Annotated in this window: 14 protein-coding genes and 1 rRNA gene; 11 read left to right on the top strand and 4 right to left on the bottom strand. The window is 41.7% G+C overall.

Features of this window, described 5'->3' with window-relative positions; genetic code table 11:
- Positions 1–98: 98 nt before the first annotated feature.
- Genes ribH through L1264_RS15420 form a run of 5 tightly spaced genes read left to right on the top strand, consistent with a single transcriptional unit; the run spans position 99 to position 5,610 of the window.
- A complete protein-coding gene (ribH, locus tag L1264_RS15440; RefSeq protein WP_036966328.1) occupies positions 99–563 on the top strand; it encodes a 6,7-dimethyl-8-ribityllumazine synthase in 465 nt (154 codons plus the stop codon).
- Positions 564–578: 15 nt separating this feature from the next.
- Positions 579–989: a transcription antitermination factor NusB gene (gene nusB, locus L1264_RS15435; protein WP_054552571.1), complete on the top strand. Its 411-nt coding sequence runs from the start codon at positions 579–581 to the stop codon at positions 987–989.
- Between the two features lie 44 nt (positions 990–1,033).
- On the top strand, positions 1,034–2,008 hold the full coding sequence (gene thiL, locus L1264_RS15430) for a thiamine-phosphate kinase (protein WP_135923690.1): 975 nt from the start codon (positions 1,034–1,036) through the stop codon (positions 2,006–2,008).
- Positions 2,005–2,490, top strand: coding sequence for a phosphatidylglycerophosphatase A family protein (locus L1264_RS15425; RefSeq protein ID WP_135923691.1), 486 nt, complete (start codon positions 2,005–2,007; stop codon positions 2,488–2,490). Before thiL ends, L1264_RS15425 begins: the two co-directional genes overlap by 4 nt.
- A 33-nt stretch (positions 2,491–2,523) precedes the next feature.
- On the top strand, positions 2,524–5,610 hold the full coding sequence (locus tag L1264_RS15420) for a ligand-binding sensor domain-containing diguanylate cyclase (RefSeq protein WP_135923692.1): 3,087 nt from the start codon (positions 2,524–2,526) through the stop codon (positions 5,608–5,610).
- 59 nt (positions 5,611–5,669) lie between these two features.
- Here L1264_RS15420 and dxs read toward each other — a convergent pair whose 3' ends face one another.
- The 3 genes from dxs to L1264_RS15405 all read right to left on the bottom strand — a co-directional run bounded on the left by dxs (position 5,670) and on the right by L1264_RS15405 (position 8,756).
- Positions 5,670–7,532, bottom strand: coding sequence for a 1-deoxy-D-xylulose-5-phosphate synthase (dxs, locus tag L1264_RS15415; RefSeq protein WP_135923693.1), 1,863 nt, complete (start codon positions 7,530–7,532; stop codon positions 5,670–5,672).
- Positions 7,533–7,621: 89 nt separating this feature from the next.
- Entirely contained in the window at positions 7,622–8,509 is an 888-nt protein-coding gene (gene ispA, locus L1264_RS15410) for a (2E,6E)-farnesyl diphosphate synthase (protein WP_199526877.1), read from the bottom strand.
- A 4-nt stretch (positions 8,510–8,513) separates the two neighbouring features.
- On the bottom strand, positions 8,514–8,756 hold the full coding sequence (locus L1264_RS15405; protein WP_199526878.1) for an exodeoxyribonuclease VII small subunit: 243 nt from the start codon (positions 8,754–8,756) through the stop codon (positions 8,514–8,516).
- Positions 8,757–9,027: 271 nt separating this feature from the next.
- Between L1264_RS15405 and pomA the strand changes: the two genes are divergently transcribed.
- The 4 genes from pomA to L1264_RS15385 all read left to right on the top strand — a co-directional run bounded on the left by pomA (position 9,028) and on the right by L1264_RS15385 (position 13,305).
- On the top strand, positions 9,028–9,795 hold the full coding sequence (gene pomA / locus L1264_RS15400; protein ID WP_135923695.1) for a flagellar motor protein PomA: 768 nt from the start codon (positions 9,028–9,030) through the stop codon (positions 9,793–9,795).
- A 3-nt stretch (positions 9,796–9,798) separates the two neighbouring features.
- Positions 9,799–10,722, top strand: coding sequence for a flagellar motor protein MotB (locus tag L1264_RS15395; protein ID WP_135923696.1), 924 nt, complete (start codon positions 9,799–9,801; stop codon positions 10,720–10,722).
- 129 nt (positions 10,723–10,851) lie between these two features.
- Positions 10,852–11,328, top strand: a complete 477-nt coding sequence (locus tag L1264_RS15390; RefSeq protein ID WP_135923697.1) for a hypothetical protein — start codon at positions 10,852–10,854, stop codon at positions 11,326–11,328.
- 66 nt (positions 11,329–11,394) lie between these two features.
- The gene (locus L1264_RS15385; protein ID WP_199526879.1) at positions 11,395–13,305 is read left to right on the top strand and encodes a DNA topoisomerase III; all 1,911 of its coding nucleotides are present in this window, start codon (positions 11,395–11,397) and stop codon (positions 13,303–13,305) included.
- Position 13,306: 1 nt separating this feature from the next.
- Here L1264_RS15385 and L1264_RS15380 read toward each other — a convergent pair whose 3' ends face one another.
- Positions 13,307–14,620, bottom strand: coding sequence for a M20 metallopeptidase family protein (locus L1264_RS15380; RefSeq protein WP_199526880.1), 1,314 nt, complete (start codon positions 14,618–14,620; stop codon positions 13,307–13,309).
- 83 nt (positions 14,621–14,703) lie between these two features.
- Between L1264_RS15380 and L1264_RS15375 the strand changes: the two genes are divergently transcribed.
- Both L1264_RS15375 and L1264_RS15370 read left to right on the top strand, forming a co-directional pair.
- Positions 14,704–15,561 carry a tetratricopeptide repeat protein gene (locus L1264_RS15375; RefSeq protein ID WP_199526881.1) on the top strand — a complete coding sequence of 286 codons (858 nt, stop codon included), beginning with the start codon at positions 14,704–14,706 and terminating at the stop codon, positions 15,559–15,561.
- A gap of 625 nt (positions 15,562–16,186) precedes the next feature.
- A 16S ribosomal RNA gene (locus tag L1264_RS15370) occupies positions 16,187–16,405 on the top strand; the annotation flags it as partial.

Below are 16,405 nucleotides of genomic sequence, written 5' to 3'. Positions count from 1 at the left end.
GTTCAGGTTAACTAGGCTACTTTTATATTTTTGTGGTATTATGCGCCGTAATTTTTGCGCAATCGCAACCGCTTAAACTTATTTTTTAGGGTTATTAAATGAAAATTATTGAAGGTAACAAATACGCACCGGGCAAAAAGTTTGCCATTGTCATTTCTCGCTTTAATGACTTTATTGGTAGCAGCCTATTAGCAGGTGCTGTTGATGAGCTTAAGCGCACAGGTGGCGTATCTGACGACGACATTACTGTTGTTTACGTACCAGGTGCCGTTGAATTACCTTTAGCAGCGAAACGCGTTGCAGCAAAGAAAGAACACGATGCAATCATCGCTCTAGGCGTTGTGATCAGAGGTGGTACACCACACTTTGATTTAGTCGCTGGCGAATCAAACAAAGGTCTTGCACAAGTATCACTTGAGTATGATATCCCGGTTGCATTTGGCGTATTAACCACTGAAAGCATTGAGCAAGCAATTGAGCGCGCAGGTACCAAAATGGGTAACAAAGGTGGCGAAGCTGCTTTAGGTGCGCTTGAAATGGTTAATGTGTTAGACAAAATTTAAGTTTAAGGAATCTCTGTGAAACCAGCAGCAAGACGTAAAGCACGTATCTTAGCACTTCAAGCCGTATACTCTTGGCAGTTAAGCGGTAACCCAATTGCTGATATTGAACAGCAAATGTTAATTGAAAATGATGTGACTAAAATCGACGTCGAATATTTCAAAGACCTAGCACGCGGTGTTGTTGTTAACTGTAAGCAATTAGATGAAATCGTTGCGCCACATTTAGCACGCCCAGCAGATGAGTTAGACATGGTCGAAAAAGCAATTTTACGTCTGTCTGGCTATGAGCTGAAATTCCGTGAAGACGTTCCATACAAAGTAGCAATCAATGAAGGTATTGAGCTTGCTAAAATGTTTGGTGCTGAAGACAGCCATAAGTTTGTCAACGGTGTACTTGATAAAGCAGTTAAAGAGCTGCGTAAGTAAGTAGCCCCGTAAAGGAGAGCCGGCTTGGGCCGGCTTTTTTGTGAATGAAGGAATTTGAATTAATTAACCGTTACTTTAAAGGTCGCGGTATCATCCGTCGTGATGTAAACCTTGGTATAGGTGATGATTGTGCGTTGGTCACTGTGCCAGAAAATTGTCAATTGGCTGTGACAACCGACACATTAGTTGCAGGTGTACACTTTTTTGATGACATTTCTCCTCGCGCCCTTGGGCATAGGGCGTTAGCTGTTAACTTAAGTGATTTGGCTGCAATGGGTGCTGAACCTACCTGGATTTCAGTAGGATTGACCCTGCCTGAAGTGAATATGGAATGGATTGAGCAGTTCACAGAAGGTATGCATGAAATTGCGGAATACTTTAATGTGCAAATCATCGGTGGAGACACTACACAAGGTCCGCTCACAATTACTATTTGTGCCAAAGGTATTGTGCCTGAAGGCAAAGCATTGCGTCGCAGCGGCGCAAAGGTAGGTGATTGGATTTATGTGACCGGTCCACTGGGCGACGCCGGTGTTGCGATCGAAGCACGTAAGCAAGGTTTCGACATCGCGCCTGAGCATTTGAGTTATTTAAACAATCGTTTCGATTACCCGACTCCGCGAGTTGCAGCTGGGCAGGTATTACGAGGTGCGGCTTCTGCTGCCATCGATATCTCTGATGGTTTATTAGCTGATTTAGGTCATGTATTGGCGCTTTCGCAAGTCGGTGCAGTGATCCATGTTGATAAAGTACCTGTGTCTGATGCTGTCAGCGCATCAATTCCACGCCCTGAACAGTTTGACTATATTTTAAATTACGGCGACGATTACGAATTACTTTTTACTGTGCCTGAAAGCAATAAAAGCATGGTTGATATGAAACTTCGTCAATATGGCGTCGAAGCCAGCTGTGTTGGGCAAATAAAAAGTGGCGAAAGTGAAATTGAACTACTACTTGATGGTGAAAAATTTAACTATCAAGGTAAAGGGTTTCAACACTTTGCAAAGGAGCCGGTTTGAGTAGTAACCGATTATTTAATTTAAAACGCCCACATCAATTATTTGGTTTGGGTTTTGGTTTAGGCCTAGCACCTAAAGCACCTGGCACCTTTGGTACTTTTGCTGCATTACCATTTATTTTTACAACCATGTACTTTCCGCTATGGTTACAGATTGTATTTGCAATTGTGATCAGCGTATTTGGTATCTGGGCTTGTGGTAAAACAGCAGATGACTTAGGGGTGCATGATCATCCTGCCATTGTTTGGGATGAAGTTGCTGGTTATTATATCACCATGATTGGTGCTGCACTTAGTTGGCAGTCATTGTTAGTTGGTTTTTTATTGTTCCGCTTTTTTGATATCGCTAAACCAGGCCCTATTCGTATTCTCGATAGGCGTTTACACGGTGGCTTGGGCATCATGGCTGATGATATTTTAGCAGGTATTTTTTCATTAATTTGTGTACAGGCTTTGTTTAAAGCTGGCTATTTACCCTTTTAAACGATTAATACAGTGTTACTTGGTGGCAAGTATATGATGCGATTTTTAGTTGTCTGTTTGTTGGTGTTATGCAGTATGCCTGCGTTTGCATCTATTACTGACTACGTCGTCAAACAATGGAATATCCAAAACGGCTTGCCATCTCAATCTCTTAAGAGCATCGCTCAAGACGAGCAAGGCTACATGTGGCTGGGTACTCAGTTCGGTTTGAGCCGCTTTGATGGTAATACTTTCACCAACTTCAACACACAAAATAGTGATTTCTTGCCAAGTAATGGTATTAACAAGCTATTAGTTGATAGTACGGGGTTACTTTGGGTTGGCACTAAAAACGGGATAGTAACCCTCGATCCAAGAACGATGATGTCGCAAACCTTTAATGTTAAAGGCCCGGTGCGCGACATTCTTGAAGACTCTAAAGGCAGTATCTGGATTGCAGCCAACGGCCTTTATTATGTTGCACGAAATCAAGTCACCCTAAACCAAAACTCTGCGTTAGTCGTGCCAGTATCAAATGCTACGGCAATCACGCAAATAGTTGGTTCAGTGAGCCAAATGGCGTTGTCGCCAGAGGGTATTTGGCTGGTTAACGAGCGTCACTTATTGCGTTTAACTAATACTTCATCTGATTTTGCAAAGCTGCGCTTAGAACTTACCGCAAAAGTCTCTCTCCCTGAGCGCCTAGCGCAAACCATCATTCATGATATGGCGTGGCTTGAGGGTAATTTATACCTTGCCTCTGAGCTTGGTGCCTACTTTCTTGATTTAGATGACGAGCTGCGTCCATTCCCACTTCCTAACGCGAGTAACTCTGCCGTTTACAAGTTTATGAGCGACTCAGATGGAGCGTTGTGGATTTCAACTTATGGCCGTTTACTCTTTAGAGATAACTCTGGGGACTGGCAATGGGTTGAGCCAAGTCAGCTTGATCAAAGTATTTGGTTTGCAGATATTTTCCGTGATAATCAAAATAATATTTGGCTGGCAAGTTTCAGTGAGGGGTTATGGCTTGCTCACGAAGGGCGTATTGAGCGCCACTCAGCTATTTCAAATATGACAGAAGCGGTGATGGCGATTAGCCAAGCACCTGATGGCAAACTATGGGTGGCTAACCGCAGTGGTGTCGGCTACTTCGATTACAATAAGAATTTTGTAAATCAAATACCAAGTAATCAGTTTGGTCGGGCTGCAGTTCACGATTTGCAGTTTGATGGTGATCGCTTATACATTGCTACAGGTCGCGGTGTTTTTTACTATGAGAATCAAACCTTGTATACAGTGCCAGGACGAGCACTGCGCGATAACCCTGTATTCGCAATTAGCCGTTCTAGTAAAGGCGGTTTTTGGCTCGGTACTGGTCGCGGTATGTACCGTTTAAGTTACGGTGGCTTAACACCTTTTGCTTACAATGCGTTCTTGAGCAGTAAATTTATTACCTATGTGCTTGATGAGCAAAATTTTGGCTTAATAGGTACCAGTAAAGGGGCTTATTACTTTACTGACCGTGGTATTGAAAAAATTGGTGACCAAACCAGTTTAGAAAGCGCTTATGTCACCAGTATTTTAAATATTGAAGGGGTGGGGATATTAATTGGCTCTCTTAACGATGGTTTATTTTATCGCAGCACCCAAGGTCAGTGGCGTCAACTTGATGCAACAGACGGCCTACCGTACGGCTCGATTTTCAGCCTTGTTTATGACAAACAGTTAAAACGTATTTGGGTAAGTACCATGAAGGGCGTTTACCGCATGCCGGTAGAGCAATTTGGTACTGATATAGAGAGCTTAAAAGTAGAGCAAGTGATCTCATCATTTGACCGACAATTAGATGGTAAAGCCAGTCAGTGCTGTGCTGGTCTTGGCCATGATGCTGTAGCAGACACAGGTAACTCTATTTGGTACCCAAGCTTACAAGGGGTAGTTGAAATACCTAAGAGTGTTGAGCTTTTTGGTGTGCAAGCGCTTAAGCCGCGTATTGAAAGTATTATTACGCCGCTGCGAAGCTTAAGTACCGCTACTTTAGGTGATAAACCTGAGCTACAAATTGATGAGCGCGATGTGACAATCAAATATACCGCAATTGATTATTTTGCTCCTTCAAGTATTGAGTTTAGATATCGACTGAGTGGTTTAGACAGTGATTGGCGCTATGCAAACACCCGCCGTGAGGCTATTTATACAAATTTACCTCCGGGGGCATTTTTGTTTCAGCTTGAAGCCAAACGTGGTGGTGAAGATTGGCAAAAGGCTCGTCGTACCGAGTACACATTCGTTGTTCCACGTCGCTTTGACGAGACCATTTACTTTAGACTCTTGATCACAAGTAGTTTTATTTTACTGTTCTACCTCGTGTTTTGGGTGTTTAGGGCGCAAGAGAAGCGTAAACAATTAGCACTTGAAAGCTTAGTAACAGAGCGCACCGTAGAGCTTCGTGAAGCCAACGATAAGCTCAATCAAGTAAATTCTCAGCTTAAGTTAGTCAGTCACTCAGATGAGCTAACGGGGCTTCGTAGTCGTCGCTTCTTGTTTGATCAGCTCCCTAAAGATATTGAACATTTCCAACGTAATTCGCAATCATTGCAAGCACAGGGTAAGTCGTTGGTGCTACTGATAATTAACCTTGATAACTTTAGCCGCATCAATGATTCCTATGGACCACTTGCAGGCGATAGTTGTTTACAGCAAATGGCGACATTGTTGAATAGCCGGACACAAGGCTCAGACTATGTCGCACGCTGGAGTGGCGATGAGTTTTTACTCTTATTACGTGATTTCAAACGTACAGCTATAGACAATTATGTTGCTGACTTGTGTGAAGCAATTGCAGCAAACCCATTTAGGCTACCAAATGGGGAATCGACCACCATCACTGCGTCTATTGGCTGGTCTTTCTATCCATTACCTTTATTGGGTGGTCAAGTGATTGGCTGGGAAACGTCTGTTAATTTAGCTGATATCGCGCTACACCAAGTGAAAAAGCGCGGTGGTGATGGCGTTGCAAATATTACCTTTGATGAACAATTAGATGCTTTTGAGTTTGAGCAAAATAATAATGTTGATAAACAACTGGGTGTTCTTCAAGAAACAGGTCTTGCTGATATTAAGGTTTGGATGCGCTAATATAAACGATGACAAAAAAGGAGCCTTAAGGCTCCTTTTTAGTTTTATTAGTGTACGGCTTAGGCCATAAACTCTTTGATGCTAGTTAAGATACCGTTTGCATCTAAGCCCATTTCGGCGTGCATTTCGTCTTGAGTACCATGCTTAATGAATTCATCTGGAATACCTAAGTTCAAGATAGTCACATTTGCTTTAATTGCAGCTAAGTACTCATTCACAGCAGAACCCGCACCGCCAGCAATGGCGTTGTCTTCTAGGGTAACAATTACATCGTGGCTACTCAACAACTCGCTAATAGTCTCTGTATCAAGAGGCTTAATGAAGCGCATATCAATCACTGTTGCATTAAGCTCTTCAGCAGCTGATTTGGCGTTTTCTAGTAGCGTACCAAATGACAAGATTGCCACTTTACTACCTTGTTTGATACTTCGCGCCTTACCAATTTCAATCGCACTCATTGTTGATTCAACATCACAATTGCCTGCGCTACCACGTGGGTATCGTACGGCAACAGGCTGATTGCATTGGTAACCTGTATACAGCATCTGGCGGCACTCATTAGTGTCGCTTGGTGCCATGATAATCATATTAGGAATACAGCGCATAAAGCTTAAATCGTAAGCACCTTGGTGAGTTTCACCATCAGCACCAACAATCCCGGCACGGTCAATAGCAAATAAAACCGGTAGGTTTTGTAATGCCACATCGTGAATAAGTTGGTCGTACGCACGTTGTAAAAAGCTTGAATAAATAGCAACAACAGGCTTCAGTCCTTCACAAGCAAAACCAGCTGCAAGCGTTACAGCATGTTGCTCAGCAATTGCTACATCAAAGTATTGCGCTGGGTACTCTTTAGAAAAACGAACCATGCCTGAGCCTTCACGCATAGCAGGAGTAATCGCCATTAGCTTGTCATCTTGTGCTGCCATATCACAAAGCCAGTCACCGAACACATTTGAGAATGTGGCAGCGCCAGGTTTTGATTTTGGTAATTTAGACATGCTCGGATCAAATTTTGGTACGCCATGGTAACCAATTGGATCCGCTTCAGCAGGTTTATAACCTTTACCTTTTTGCGTTTTAATATGCAGTAGCTGAGGGCCTTTAAGGTTACGCATATTACGTAAGGTATCGACCAACATATTGACATCGTGACCGTCGATTGGGCCGATGTAATTTAGGCCTAATTCTTCAAAGAATGTGCCCGGAATGACCATGCCTTTTAGGTGTTCTTCCATGCGGCTGGCAAGTTCTTTCACTGGCGGTAAACCCGAAAGAAGTTTTTTACTGCCTTCGCGAATATTGGTGTAGAAGCTACCAGACAAAATACGTGCAAAGTGGTTGTTTAGGGCACCTACGTTTTCTGAAATCGACATTTCATTATCGTTTAAGATAATTAACACGTTAGGGTTTACATCGCCCATGTGGTTCATCGCTTCAAATGCCATACCAGCAGTAATTGCGCCATCGCCAATAACAGCAACCGTTTTACGATCTTTACCTTCTTTTTCAGCGGCAATAGCCATGCCGAGCGCTGCAGAAATAGAAGTACTTGAATGACCAACACTGAAGGTGTCGTAAGGGCTTTCTTCACGGAATGGGAAAGGGTGTAAACCGTCTTTTTGACGGATAGTATGCATTTGGTCACGGCGACCCGTTAAGATTTTGTGCGGGTATGCTTGATGACCCACATCCCATACTAAACGATCTTCAGGGGTGTTATAGACATAATGAAGGGCCACTGTTAACTCAACAGTACCTAAACCTGATGCTAAATGACCACTACTTTGCGAAACTGAATTAAGCAGGTATTCGCGTAACTCTTTACTAAACGCAGGTAACTTATCTTGCGCAATATCACGCAGTTGTGCTGGTTCGTCAACCAAACTTAATAATGGATACTTGCTACTATCAAGTGTCATGATTTTATATACATCCTTCGCTAACCAGAGTGCATTATAGCCCATTGCTGCTCTGATTTTTTAGTTATTTTGTCTTTCTTTTTTAGACGTTAATAATTACGCTCAACAATATAGCTAGCAAGGCTTGCCAGCTCGCGGGTGTCGTAATCAATAGCCTCAAGTGCTTTATGAGCCCGAGCCAATAAGTCTTGTGCTTTTTGCTTAGCGCCTGCCATACCTAATAATGCAGGGTAGGTCGCTTTATTGGCCGCAATATCTGAACCTTGCGGTTTGCCTAACGTTTCGGTGTCTGCCTCTACATCGAGAATATCGTCCTGTACCTGAAAAGCCAGACCAATTGCTTGACCAAACAAATTAAGCTGCTTTAACGTTTGCTCATCACATTGCGGCGCGGCCAAAGCCCCCAAGGTAATTGCACAGTTGAGTAATGCGCCAGTTTTAAGTTGATGAATACGTTCTAGTTCTTCGACTGTAATTGCTTTATCAGTAGCTTCAATATCAAGTGCCTGACCACCTACCATACCCTCTATACCTGAGGCTTTGCTTAACGAGGCGATCATTCTTACCTGTTGTGTCGTAGGTACTGCAAACTGATGGTTAGCAATTAAATCAAATGCTAATGTTTGAAGAGCATCACCGGCGAGAATAGCTTGCGCTTCACCATAAACAATATGACAAGTAGGGCGGCCACGTCTTAAGTCATCATCATCCATTGCTGGTAGGTCATCATGAACTAATGAGTAGCTATGAATACACTCAATAGCAGCGGCAAGAATATCAAGGTCAGCTTTGTCAGCTCCCATCATGCGGCCCGTCGCATAAACGAGGTAAGGACGTAAGCGCTTACCACCATTTAAAACGCCGTAATGAGTGGCTTCTTTAATGGTTTTTTCAGTGTTTAGTGGCAGTTCGAAATAGCGATTTAAATGTGCTTCAACGTCTTCTCGAGCGCGTTGTAATTGTTCTTTTAATTGCACTTAATTAGTCCAAGTTTGAGTCAAAGTTGCTAAGAGGAGCTTGGCTATCGTTACCCATTAATATGGCCACTTTTTGTTCGGCTTGTTGTAATTTTCCAGATGAGGCATTCGCAAGCGCTATACCACGCTCAAACTGTTTTAGCGATTGTTCTAAAGACAGTTCACCTTGCTCCATTTGTGCAACAATCTTAGATAATTCATCCAGTGCTTCTTCAAAACTCAAGTTTTCTGGTTTCTTTGTTGCCATAGTGGCCTCGATAGCTAATAGAAAGTGAGGCCAATTTTAGGGGGAATGCTAAACTAGGTCAAAGAATGATGTGTTTTTTTGCGCATAAAAGGAAATCAATATGCTATTTTTACGGTTTTAGAAGTAGCGGCAACTTGTAGCTTAAAAATCTTACATTAAAATAAAATTAATTCATTTAATGATTTAAGTAATTCAATTGCTTGCCGATAAGCAGTTAATAATAAAAATTTGATGCCGTTGGTGTCGTGTATTTGTTCCTCTGGAGGGGTATGTGGATTTAGCAACCATAATAGGTATTCTTGGTGCCATAGGCTTAATTGCTATGTCGATGGTATTAAGTAGTGACGGCCAAGTTGCAATGTTTTATAACACGCCTTCGGTGGTCATTGTATTTGGTGGTTCGATTTTTATCGTGTTATCGAACTTCACTATGGGGCAGTTTTTGGGCATTGGTAAGGTCGCTGCAAAAGCCTTTATGTTCAAAATTGAATCGCCAGAAGAATTAATTGAAAAAGCAGTAGAATTAGCTGACTCAGCACGTAAAGGTGGTTTCTTAGCATTAGAAGAAGCCGAAATCCCTAATGGCTTTATGCGCAAAGGGGTTGATATGTTAGTGGATGGTCATGATGCTGATGTAGTTCGTGCCACACTGCAAAAAGATATTTCCCTCACCGCTACTCGCCATGAACTTGGTGCAGGTTTATTTAAGTCGCTTGCCGATATCGCTCCTGCGATGGGGATGATAGGCACGCTAATTGGCTTGGTTGCAATGTTATCTAACATGGATGACCCAAAAGCAATTGGTCCTGCAATGGCTGTAGCTCTTTTAACAACACTTTATGGTGCTTTTTTGGCAAACGTTGTTGCAATTCCAATTCAGGTAAAACTAGAGCTGCGTAAAGATGAAGAAGCCCTCAACCAACGTTTAATTCTTGATGCGGTACTGGGTATTCAAGATGGTCAAAACCCGAAAGTAATTGAAGGCATCTTGAAAAACTATTTAGCTGAATCAAAACGTAAAGTCGATACCGAGGAGTAGGGCATGTCAGATCAAGAGTGCAAATGTCCACCTCCGGGGTTACCTGCCTGGATGGGAACCTTCGCAGATTTAATGTCGCTATTAATGTGCTTCTTTGTACTCTTGCTTGCTTTCTCGGAAATGGATGTTCTTAAATTTAAGCAGATAGCAGGTTCAATGAAGTTTGCTTTTGGTGTACAAAATAAAATTGAAGTAAAAGATATTCCAAAAGGGACCTCGGTCATTGCAATGGAGTTCACTCCGGGCAAACCTGAACCTACTCCTATCGAGACAATTCAACAACAAACCGTAGAGATGACACAACAAATGCTCGAGTTTCAGGCTGGTGATGAAAGCTCTGCAGGTGGTCGTCAAGAACAGCGTGGTAATAAGCGTGGTGGGGAATCACAAAGCACTGCTCAGCAACAAGCAATGGAGCAGTCAATTTCTGCAGCAGATCAAGAGCAAACGAATGAGCTTGTGAAGAAAATTGCCCAACAGCTTGAGCAGCAAATTATGGATGGCGCGATTGAACTTGAGTCACTAGGTCAGCAAATTATCATTCGCATTCGTGAGAATGGTTCATTCCCTTCAGGCAGTGCTTTCTTACAGCCTAGGTTTAAACCTATCATTCGTGATATTGCTACGCTGTTAAAAGATGTGCCGGGTGAAATAACCGTGTCAGGGCATACAGATGATTTCCAAGTATCGAATGAGCTTTATACAAACAATTGGGATTTGTCGTCAAAACGTGCTGTTGCAGTTGCTAGCGAAATGGAAAAGGCCCCCGGTTTTGATAAATCTCGTATGATGGTTGTAGGTCACGCAGAAACAAGGCCACTTGTACCGAATGTTACCGATGAAGATCGTAGGCGTAACCGACGAGTCGAGATCTCTATTATGCAAGGTAAGGCGCATGAATCTGAGCCTATTGATGTGAGGCAATAAATCAATTAAAGTGAAACTTCATTAACAGATGTAATGGAGTATACAAATGAAAAAAGTTGATAAATATAGCTATATGCCAGGCAATGGTGATGGCGGTGATGACGATAAAACTGATTAAGGCGCTACATTTTGCCTGACTGGTTTGTAGAAATTAGAGTTATCTTAAGCAATAGCTGGGTGTTCATTTTGAGCCCAGCTATTATTATTTTTTATCTTCGTAAAGATTGGCCTGCTTTTTATTTCTCTGTTATTACTGCTGCTTTTTTCCTTTATGGAACTCTTATTTATTCTGCTTTAAAAGAATTTGATGACATTTATATCTGGCGCTATGTAGTCTGGGCTTTTAATGATATTGCTTGGATGGCAATCATTGCTTATTTAGGTATTAAAGACAAAGTCTACTTATGGCAAAGTGTGTTGGGACAACTTGTTGTTATTATGGCGCCAATTTTACAACTGTTCCGTTTGGTCGACCGCCATCTTTGGGATTTATCATACAGTACCTACATGTATAAGACCCTGCTACCGCTAATCAATATTGGTACTGTGGTCGTTTGTTACCTACCACTTATCTATCTCTTTACTCGACGAAGTCAGCAAGCTTAAGCGATTCCTAAGTTAAAAATCCTGTGCTAGACTACTGTTTATAAAAACAGTATTTAGTGTTGCTTTATGAAACTTTACATTGCCGAAAAACCCTCCCTAGCACGGGCCATTGCAGATGCGCTGCCAAAACCACAGAAAAAACAGGATGGTTATATAGAGCTTGCTAATGGTGATTGTGTTTCTTGGTGTGTAGGGCATTTGCTTGAACAAGCTGAGCCCGATGATTACGATGCAAGTTTTAAAAAGTGGCGATTTGAGCACTTACCTATCGTGCCAGAACAATGGCAATTAAAACCTAAAGCAAAAACCCGTAAACAACTCACTGTATTAAAAAAGCTGATCAAGCAAGCAAGTATCATAGTTCATGCAGGTGACCCTGACCGTGAAGGCCAGCTATTGGTTGATGAAGTAATTGATCAGGTCAAACTAAGCCAAGCTAAAAAACAGCAAATTCAACGACTCTTGATCAGCGATTTAAACTTAAGTGCAGTTAAAAAAGCACTTAATAATTTAAAATCGAATCGTGATTTTATTCCCTTGAGTGTATCTGCTTTAGCTCGCTCGCGTGCTGATTGGCTATTTGGTATGAATTTAACGCGAGCTTATACACTAGCGGGGCAAAAAGCTGGATTTGGTAATGTGTTATCTGTTGGGCGGGTACAAACTCCTATTTTAGGTTTAGTTGTAAATCGTGATAATGAAATAGCGAACTTTGTAGCAAAACCTTTTTATGAAGTATTAGCTCATCTTGAAACTGAGCAGCAGCAAACTTTTTCTGCTAAATGGCAGCCAAGCAAAGCATGCGAACCTTATCAAGATGAAGAAGGGCGGGTATTACATAAAGGACTTGCTGAAAATGTTGTGTCACGCATAACTAATCAGCCAGCTAAAGTAGTTGAGCTTGAGCAGAAGCAAAAAAAGCAACAAGCGCCGCTACCTTATAACTTATCAGCTTTACAAATCGATGCGGCAAAAGCGTTTTCAATGCCTGCGCAAAAGGTGCTCGATACCTGTCAAAGTTTATATGAACGTCATAAGTTAATTACTTATCCTCGATCAGATAATCGCTATTTACCAAAAGAGCATCATAAAGATGCAGCTAAAATTATTGCTGCTATTGCTAATAATGAAGGGCAAGCAAGTGAAGCTTGTAAGCAAGCTGATACGAGCAAGCGTAGTAAATGTTTTAATGACAGCAAAGTTGCAGCTCACCACGCGATAGTACCTACCGAAAAACAACTTCGCTCAGCAACATTAAATAGTGATGAACAAAAAGTCTATCGGTTGATCTGTCGTCATTATTTAATCCAGTTTTATCCAGACTATATATTTAACGAAACCAAAGTAACGGTTGAAATTGCAGGTGGGCTTTTTAAAGCAGCTGCTAAGCAAGATGTTAGCCTAGGCTTTAAAACATTGATGGGCAAAACAGAGTTAAAAGATGAGCAAACCTTGCCTGCTCTTGAAAAAGGTCAGTTGCTGCATTGCAATCAAGGCGAAGTGATAGACAAAATGACGACACCGCCAGCGCATTTTACTGATGCTACCTTATTAAGTGCTATGACAGGCATCAGCCGGTATGTGAAAGATCCTGAAATTAAAAAGATCCTTAAAGAAACCGATGGCTTAGGCACTGAGGCTACACGGGCAGGTATTCTTGAGCTTTTATTTAAGCGCCGCTTTTTAGAGCGTCAGGGTAAAAACATTTTAGCAACGGCAACAGGAAAAGCACTCATTAGTACATTACCAGAGCAGCTTGCTAGCCCTGATTTAACAGCTAAGTGGGAAGCATCATTAGGGAATATAGCTGAGCAACACATGAGTTATCAGCAGTTTTTAACGCCATTACTGGCAGAGCTGCATGCTTTAGTTGAGCAAGCGAAGCAGTGCGACAGTCAAGTATTTTCCCAATTACCAAAAACGCCGCAAAAGCGACGTTTTAAAAGAAAAGCTAAGCCTAGAGCTAAGTCAGCCTAAACTATTTTTTATTGAACAGGGCAACTGCGGCGTTACTCATAGCTGTTATGCCTGTAGGAAGCGCCTTTTTGTAATCAGGTGCAAACTTACTTGAGTGTAAAGAAGGTAATGTTGCACCAGATTTCATCGCTTCATCATATTGACTCGGCTCAACACCGCCTAACCAAAACAAAGTAATAGGCACGTGCTGCTCTGTACGACCATAAAGACCAAAGTCTTCACCAGCCATGACAGCTTCAGTTTCAAGTACATTGTCTTCACCAATAGCGTTAGCAATTGCTGAACGCACTAGGTTGGTTTGAGCTGGATTATTATAAGTTGAAGGAATTGATTCGTCTTCATGTACATAGACTTCAGGTGCTAAGCTTTCATCAAGTCCGGCACTTAATGCGATGCCTTGAGAAATTCGTTTAATCGCAGCGATTTGTTGCAAGCGTACTTCAGGGTTATAGCTACGCAGTGTTAATTGCAGTTTTACTTCATCTGAAATGACATTGTGTTTAGAGCCCCCGTGAATAGAACCTACAGTGATAACCGATGGTTCAAGTGGTGACAATTCGCGACTAGTAATAGTTTGCAGCGCCAACACAATACGTGAAGCAATTACAACAGGGTCTATTGTTGTGTGTGGGTAGGCACCGTGACCGCCTTTACCTTTTACTGTAATATCAACAGAGTCAACGCTTGCCATCGTATATTCTGTTTTCATGCTAACTTTGCCAGCAGGAACACTGGCACTAACATGTAAACCAATAACATGGTCTGGAGTAGGGTACTTAGTAAATAGCCCCTCTTTCAGCATGGCTTTTGCACCGCCTCCTACTTCTTCTGCTGGTTGTGCCACCATCATTAAAGTGCCTTGCCACTGATCTTTGTGTGTCATTAACTGTTGGGCTGTGCCAATAAATGAACTCATGTGAATATCATGACCACAGCCATGCATTACGCCAACGGTTGCACCAGCATCATTAGTAACAGTTACTTTAGAGGCGTATGGCTTACCAGTTTGTTCAACAATTGGTAAGCCGTCAGTATCAGTGCGGATCATGACCGTAGGGCCATCACCGTTCTTATATATCCCAACAACGCCGTAACCACCCACATTATCTGTAACAGTAAAGCCCAGTTGTTTTAATTGCTTTGCTAACTTTTGGCCCGTTTTCTTTTCGTGGTATGACAACTCAGGAGATTGATGCAAATCTAAATAGAGATCTTCAATCTCAGGCATGGTTTTTTGAAGATTTAAATCGAGCGTTGTTGCTTGCGCGAATGGACTAAGAAGTAATAAAGCTGCAGAAATAGCAGATAATTTCATAATGACCTCGACCCGTAGGACTTGTAATTGTTATGTTTGCCACTATATCAAAACTTAAATACTTATATAGTGCAATCAATCAAATGAATAATATGATAAATCTTACCCCGCGAAATTTGCAGCAAGCACTGGGTGAAACGTCCGCTGAAAAATTAGTGTTACTTACTTTTTACTCTGCACAAAATCCAGAGTGTCATCAACAAGCTGCTATTTTAGAGAAGATCGCACACGAATATGGTGAGCATTTATTAGTAGCAACGTTAGATTGTGATGTTGAGCAGGCACTTGCAAGTCAACTTGCACAGCAAATAGGTTTGCAAGCACTACCCACTCTTGTGATGTTAAAAGACTCAGCGCCTGTTGATATGTTCCCTGGTGCTCAAACTGAACAGCAAATTCGTGATGCCTTAGCAAAGCATTTACCCGCACAACATGAATTATTACTTGAGCAAGCTAAACAAGCGTTAATTAATCAGGATTTAAATAATGCATTTAGTTATGCAAAGCAGGCATACGAGCTAGATCCAAACCATACTCGTGTAAAGTTAGTGTTAGCTGATATCTGTATTCAAATTCATAAGCTAGATGATGCGCAAGCATTATTAGATTCGGTTGCAGAAAATGAACGTGATGCGTATTTCACAAATATCCAAGCTAAATGTGAACAAGCGTTAGCAGCAACAGATTCACCAGAAATAAAAGCACTACAAGCGAAAGTAGAAAAATATCCAAATGATCTTGAGATAAAACTAGAGCTAAGCAATGCCTTAAACATTGCAGGTCGCAAAGAAGAAGCACTTGAGATGTTATTTACTGTGCTTAAAAAAGATCTAAATTATGCGGATGCAAAACCAACATACCTAGAAATCATTGCCTCTTTACCTGATGGTGATGCACTTGCTTCTAAGTATCGCCGTAAATTATATAGTATCTTGTACTAAATCTAGTGTTGATTGATAAAAGCGCCACTTAAATACAGGCGCTTTTTATTTAAAAAAACTTGCGTATTACCTAATTTCGATAATACTTAAGATCCTCTCGAGAAAAGTTGGCTGTATTTTATACAGTAAACTATGTTTTTTACTGCCTTTAGCTTGTTTTTTGCGCGAAAGGTAAGTTTTTAGTAGTTTTCTACAAAAAGTGCTTGCGTTAATTCTTCGCATCCCTATAATGCGCATCCACTGACACGGCGGGCAGCAATGAAAAGCGCTGAACAAACTGACAGAGAGTCAAGTAAAACTTCGGTTTAAAACGGTCTAAAAAGAAAGTTTAAAATTAAGTGTTGACTCAAAAATCTAAGGATGTATTATACGCATCCCTCGAGACGCGAAAGCAACTCGAAACGTTCTTTAACAATATAAAGCAATCATCTGTGTGGGCACTCGTACAGGTTGAGTTCTAACAGCAGATTCTAGTTCGCTAGATGACGCAAATAAATTTAGAGTCTCAATTGAACTGAGTGACCAACGGAAACAAGTTTACTTGTTTCAGCACAGTCAATTCGATATCGAAAGATATCAAAATTCAGAATTCATTGAGCAAGTCCTTCGGGACAGAAAAAACTTTTAATTGAAGAGTTTGATCATGGCTCAGATTGAACGCTGGCGGCAGGCCTAACACATGCAAGTCGAGCGGTAACAGAGAGTAGCTTGCTACTCTGCTGACGAGCGGCGGACGGGTGAGTAATGCTTGGGAATATGCCTTATGGTGGGGGACAACAGTTGGAAACGACTGCTAATACCGCATGATGTCTACGGACCAAAGTGGGGGACCTTCGGGCCTCAC

This window comes from Pseudoalteromonas sp. APAL1 (assembly GCF_021532475.1).
Lineage (GTDB): Bacteria > Pseudomonadota > Gammaproteobacteria > Enterobacterales > Alteromonadaceae > Pseudoalteromonas > Pseudoalteromonas lipolytica_C.
Note: the sequence above shows the minus strand (reverse complement) of the source record. Positions and strands in the feature narration are given on the sequence as shown.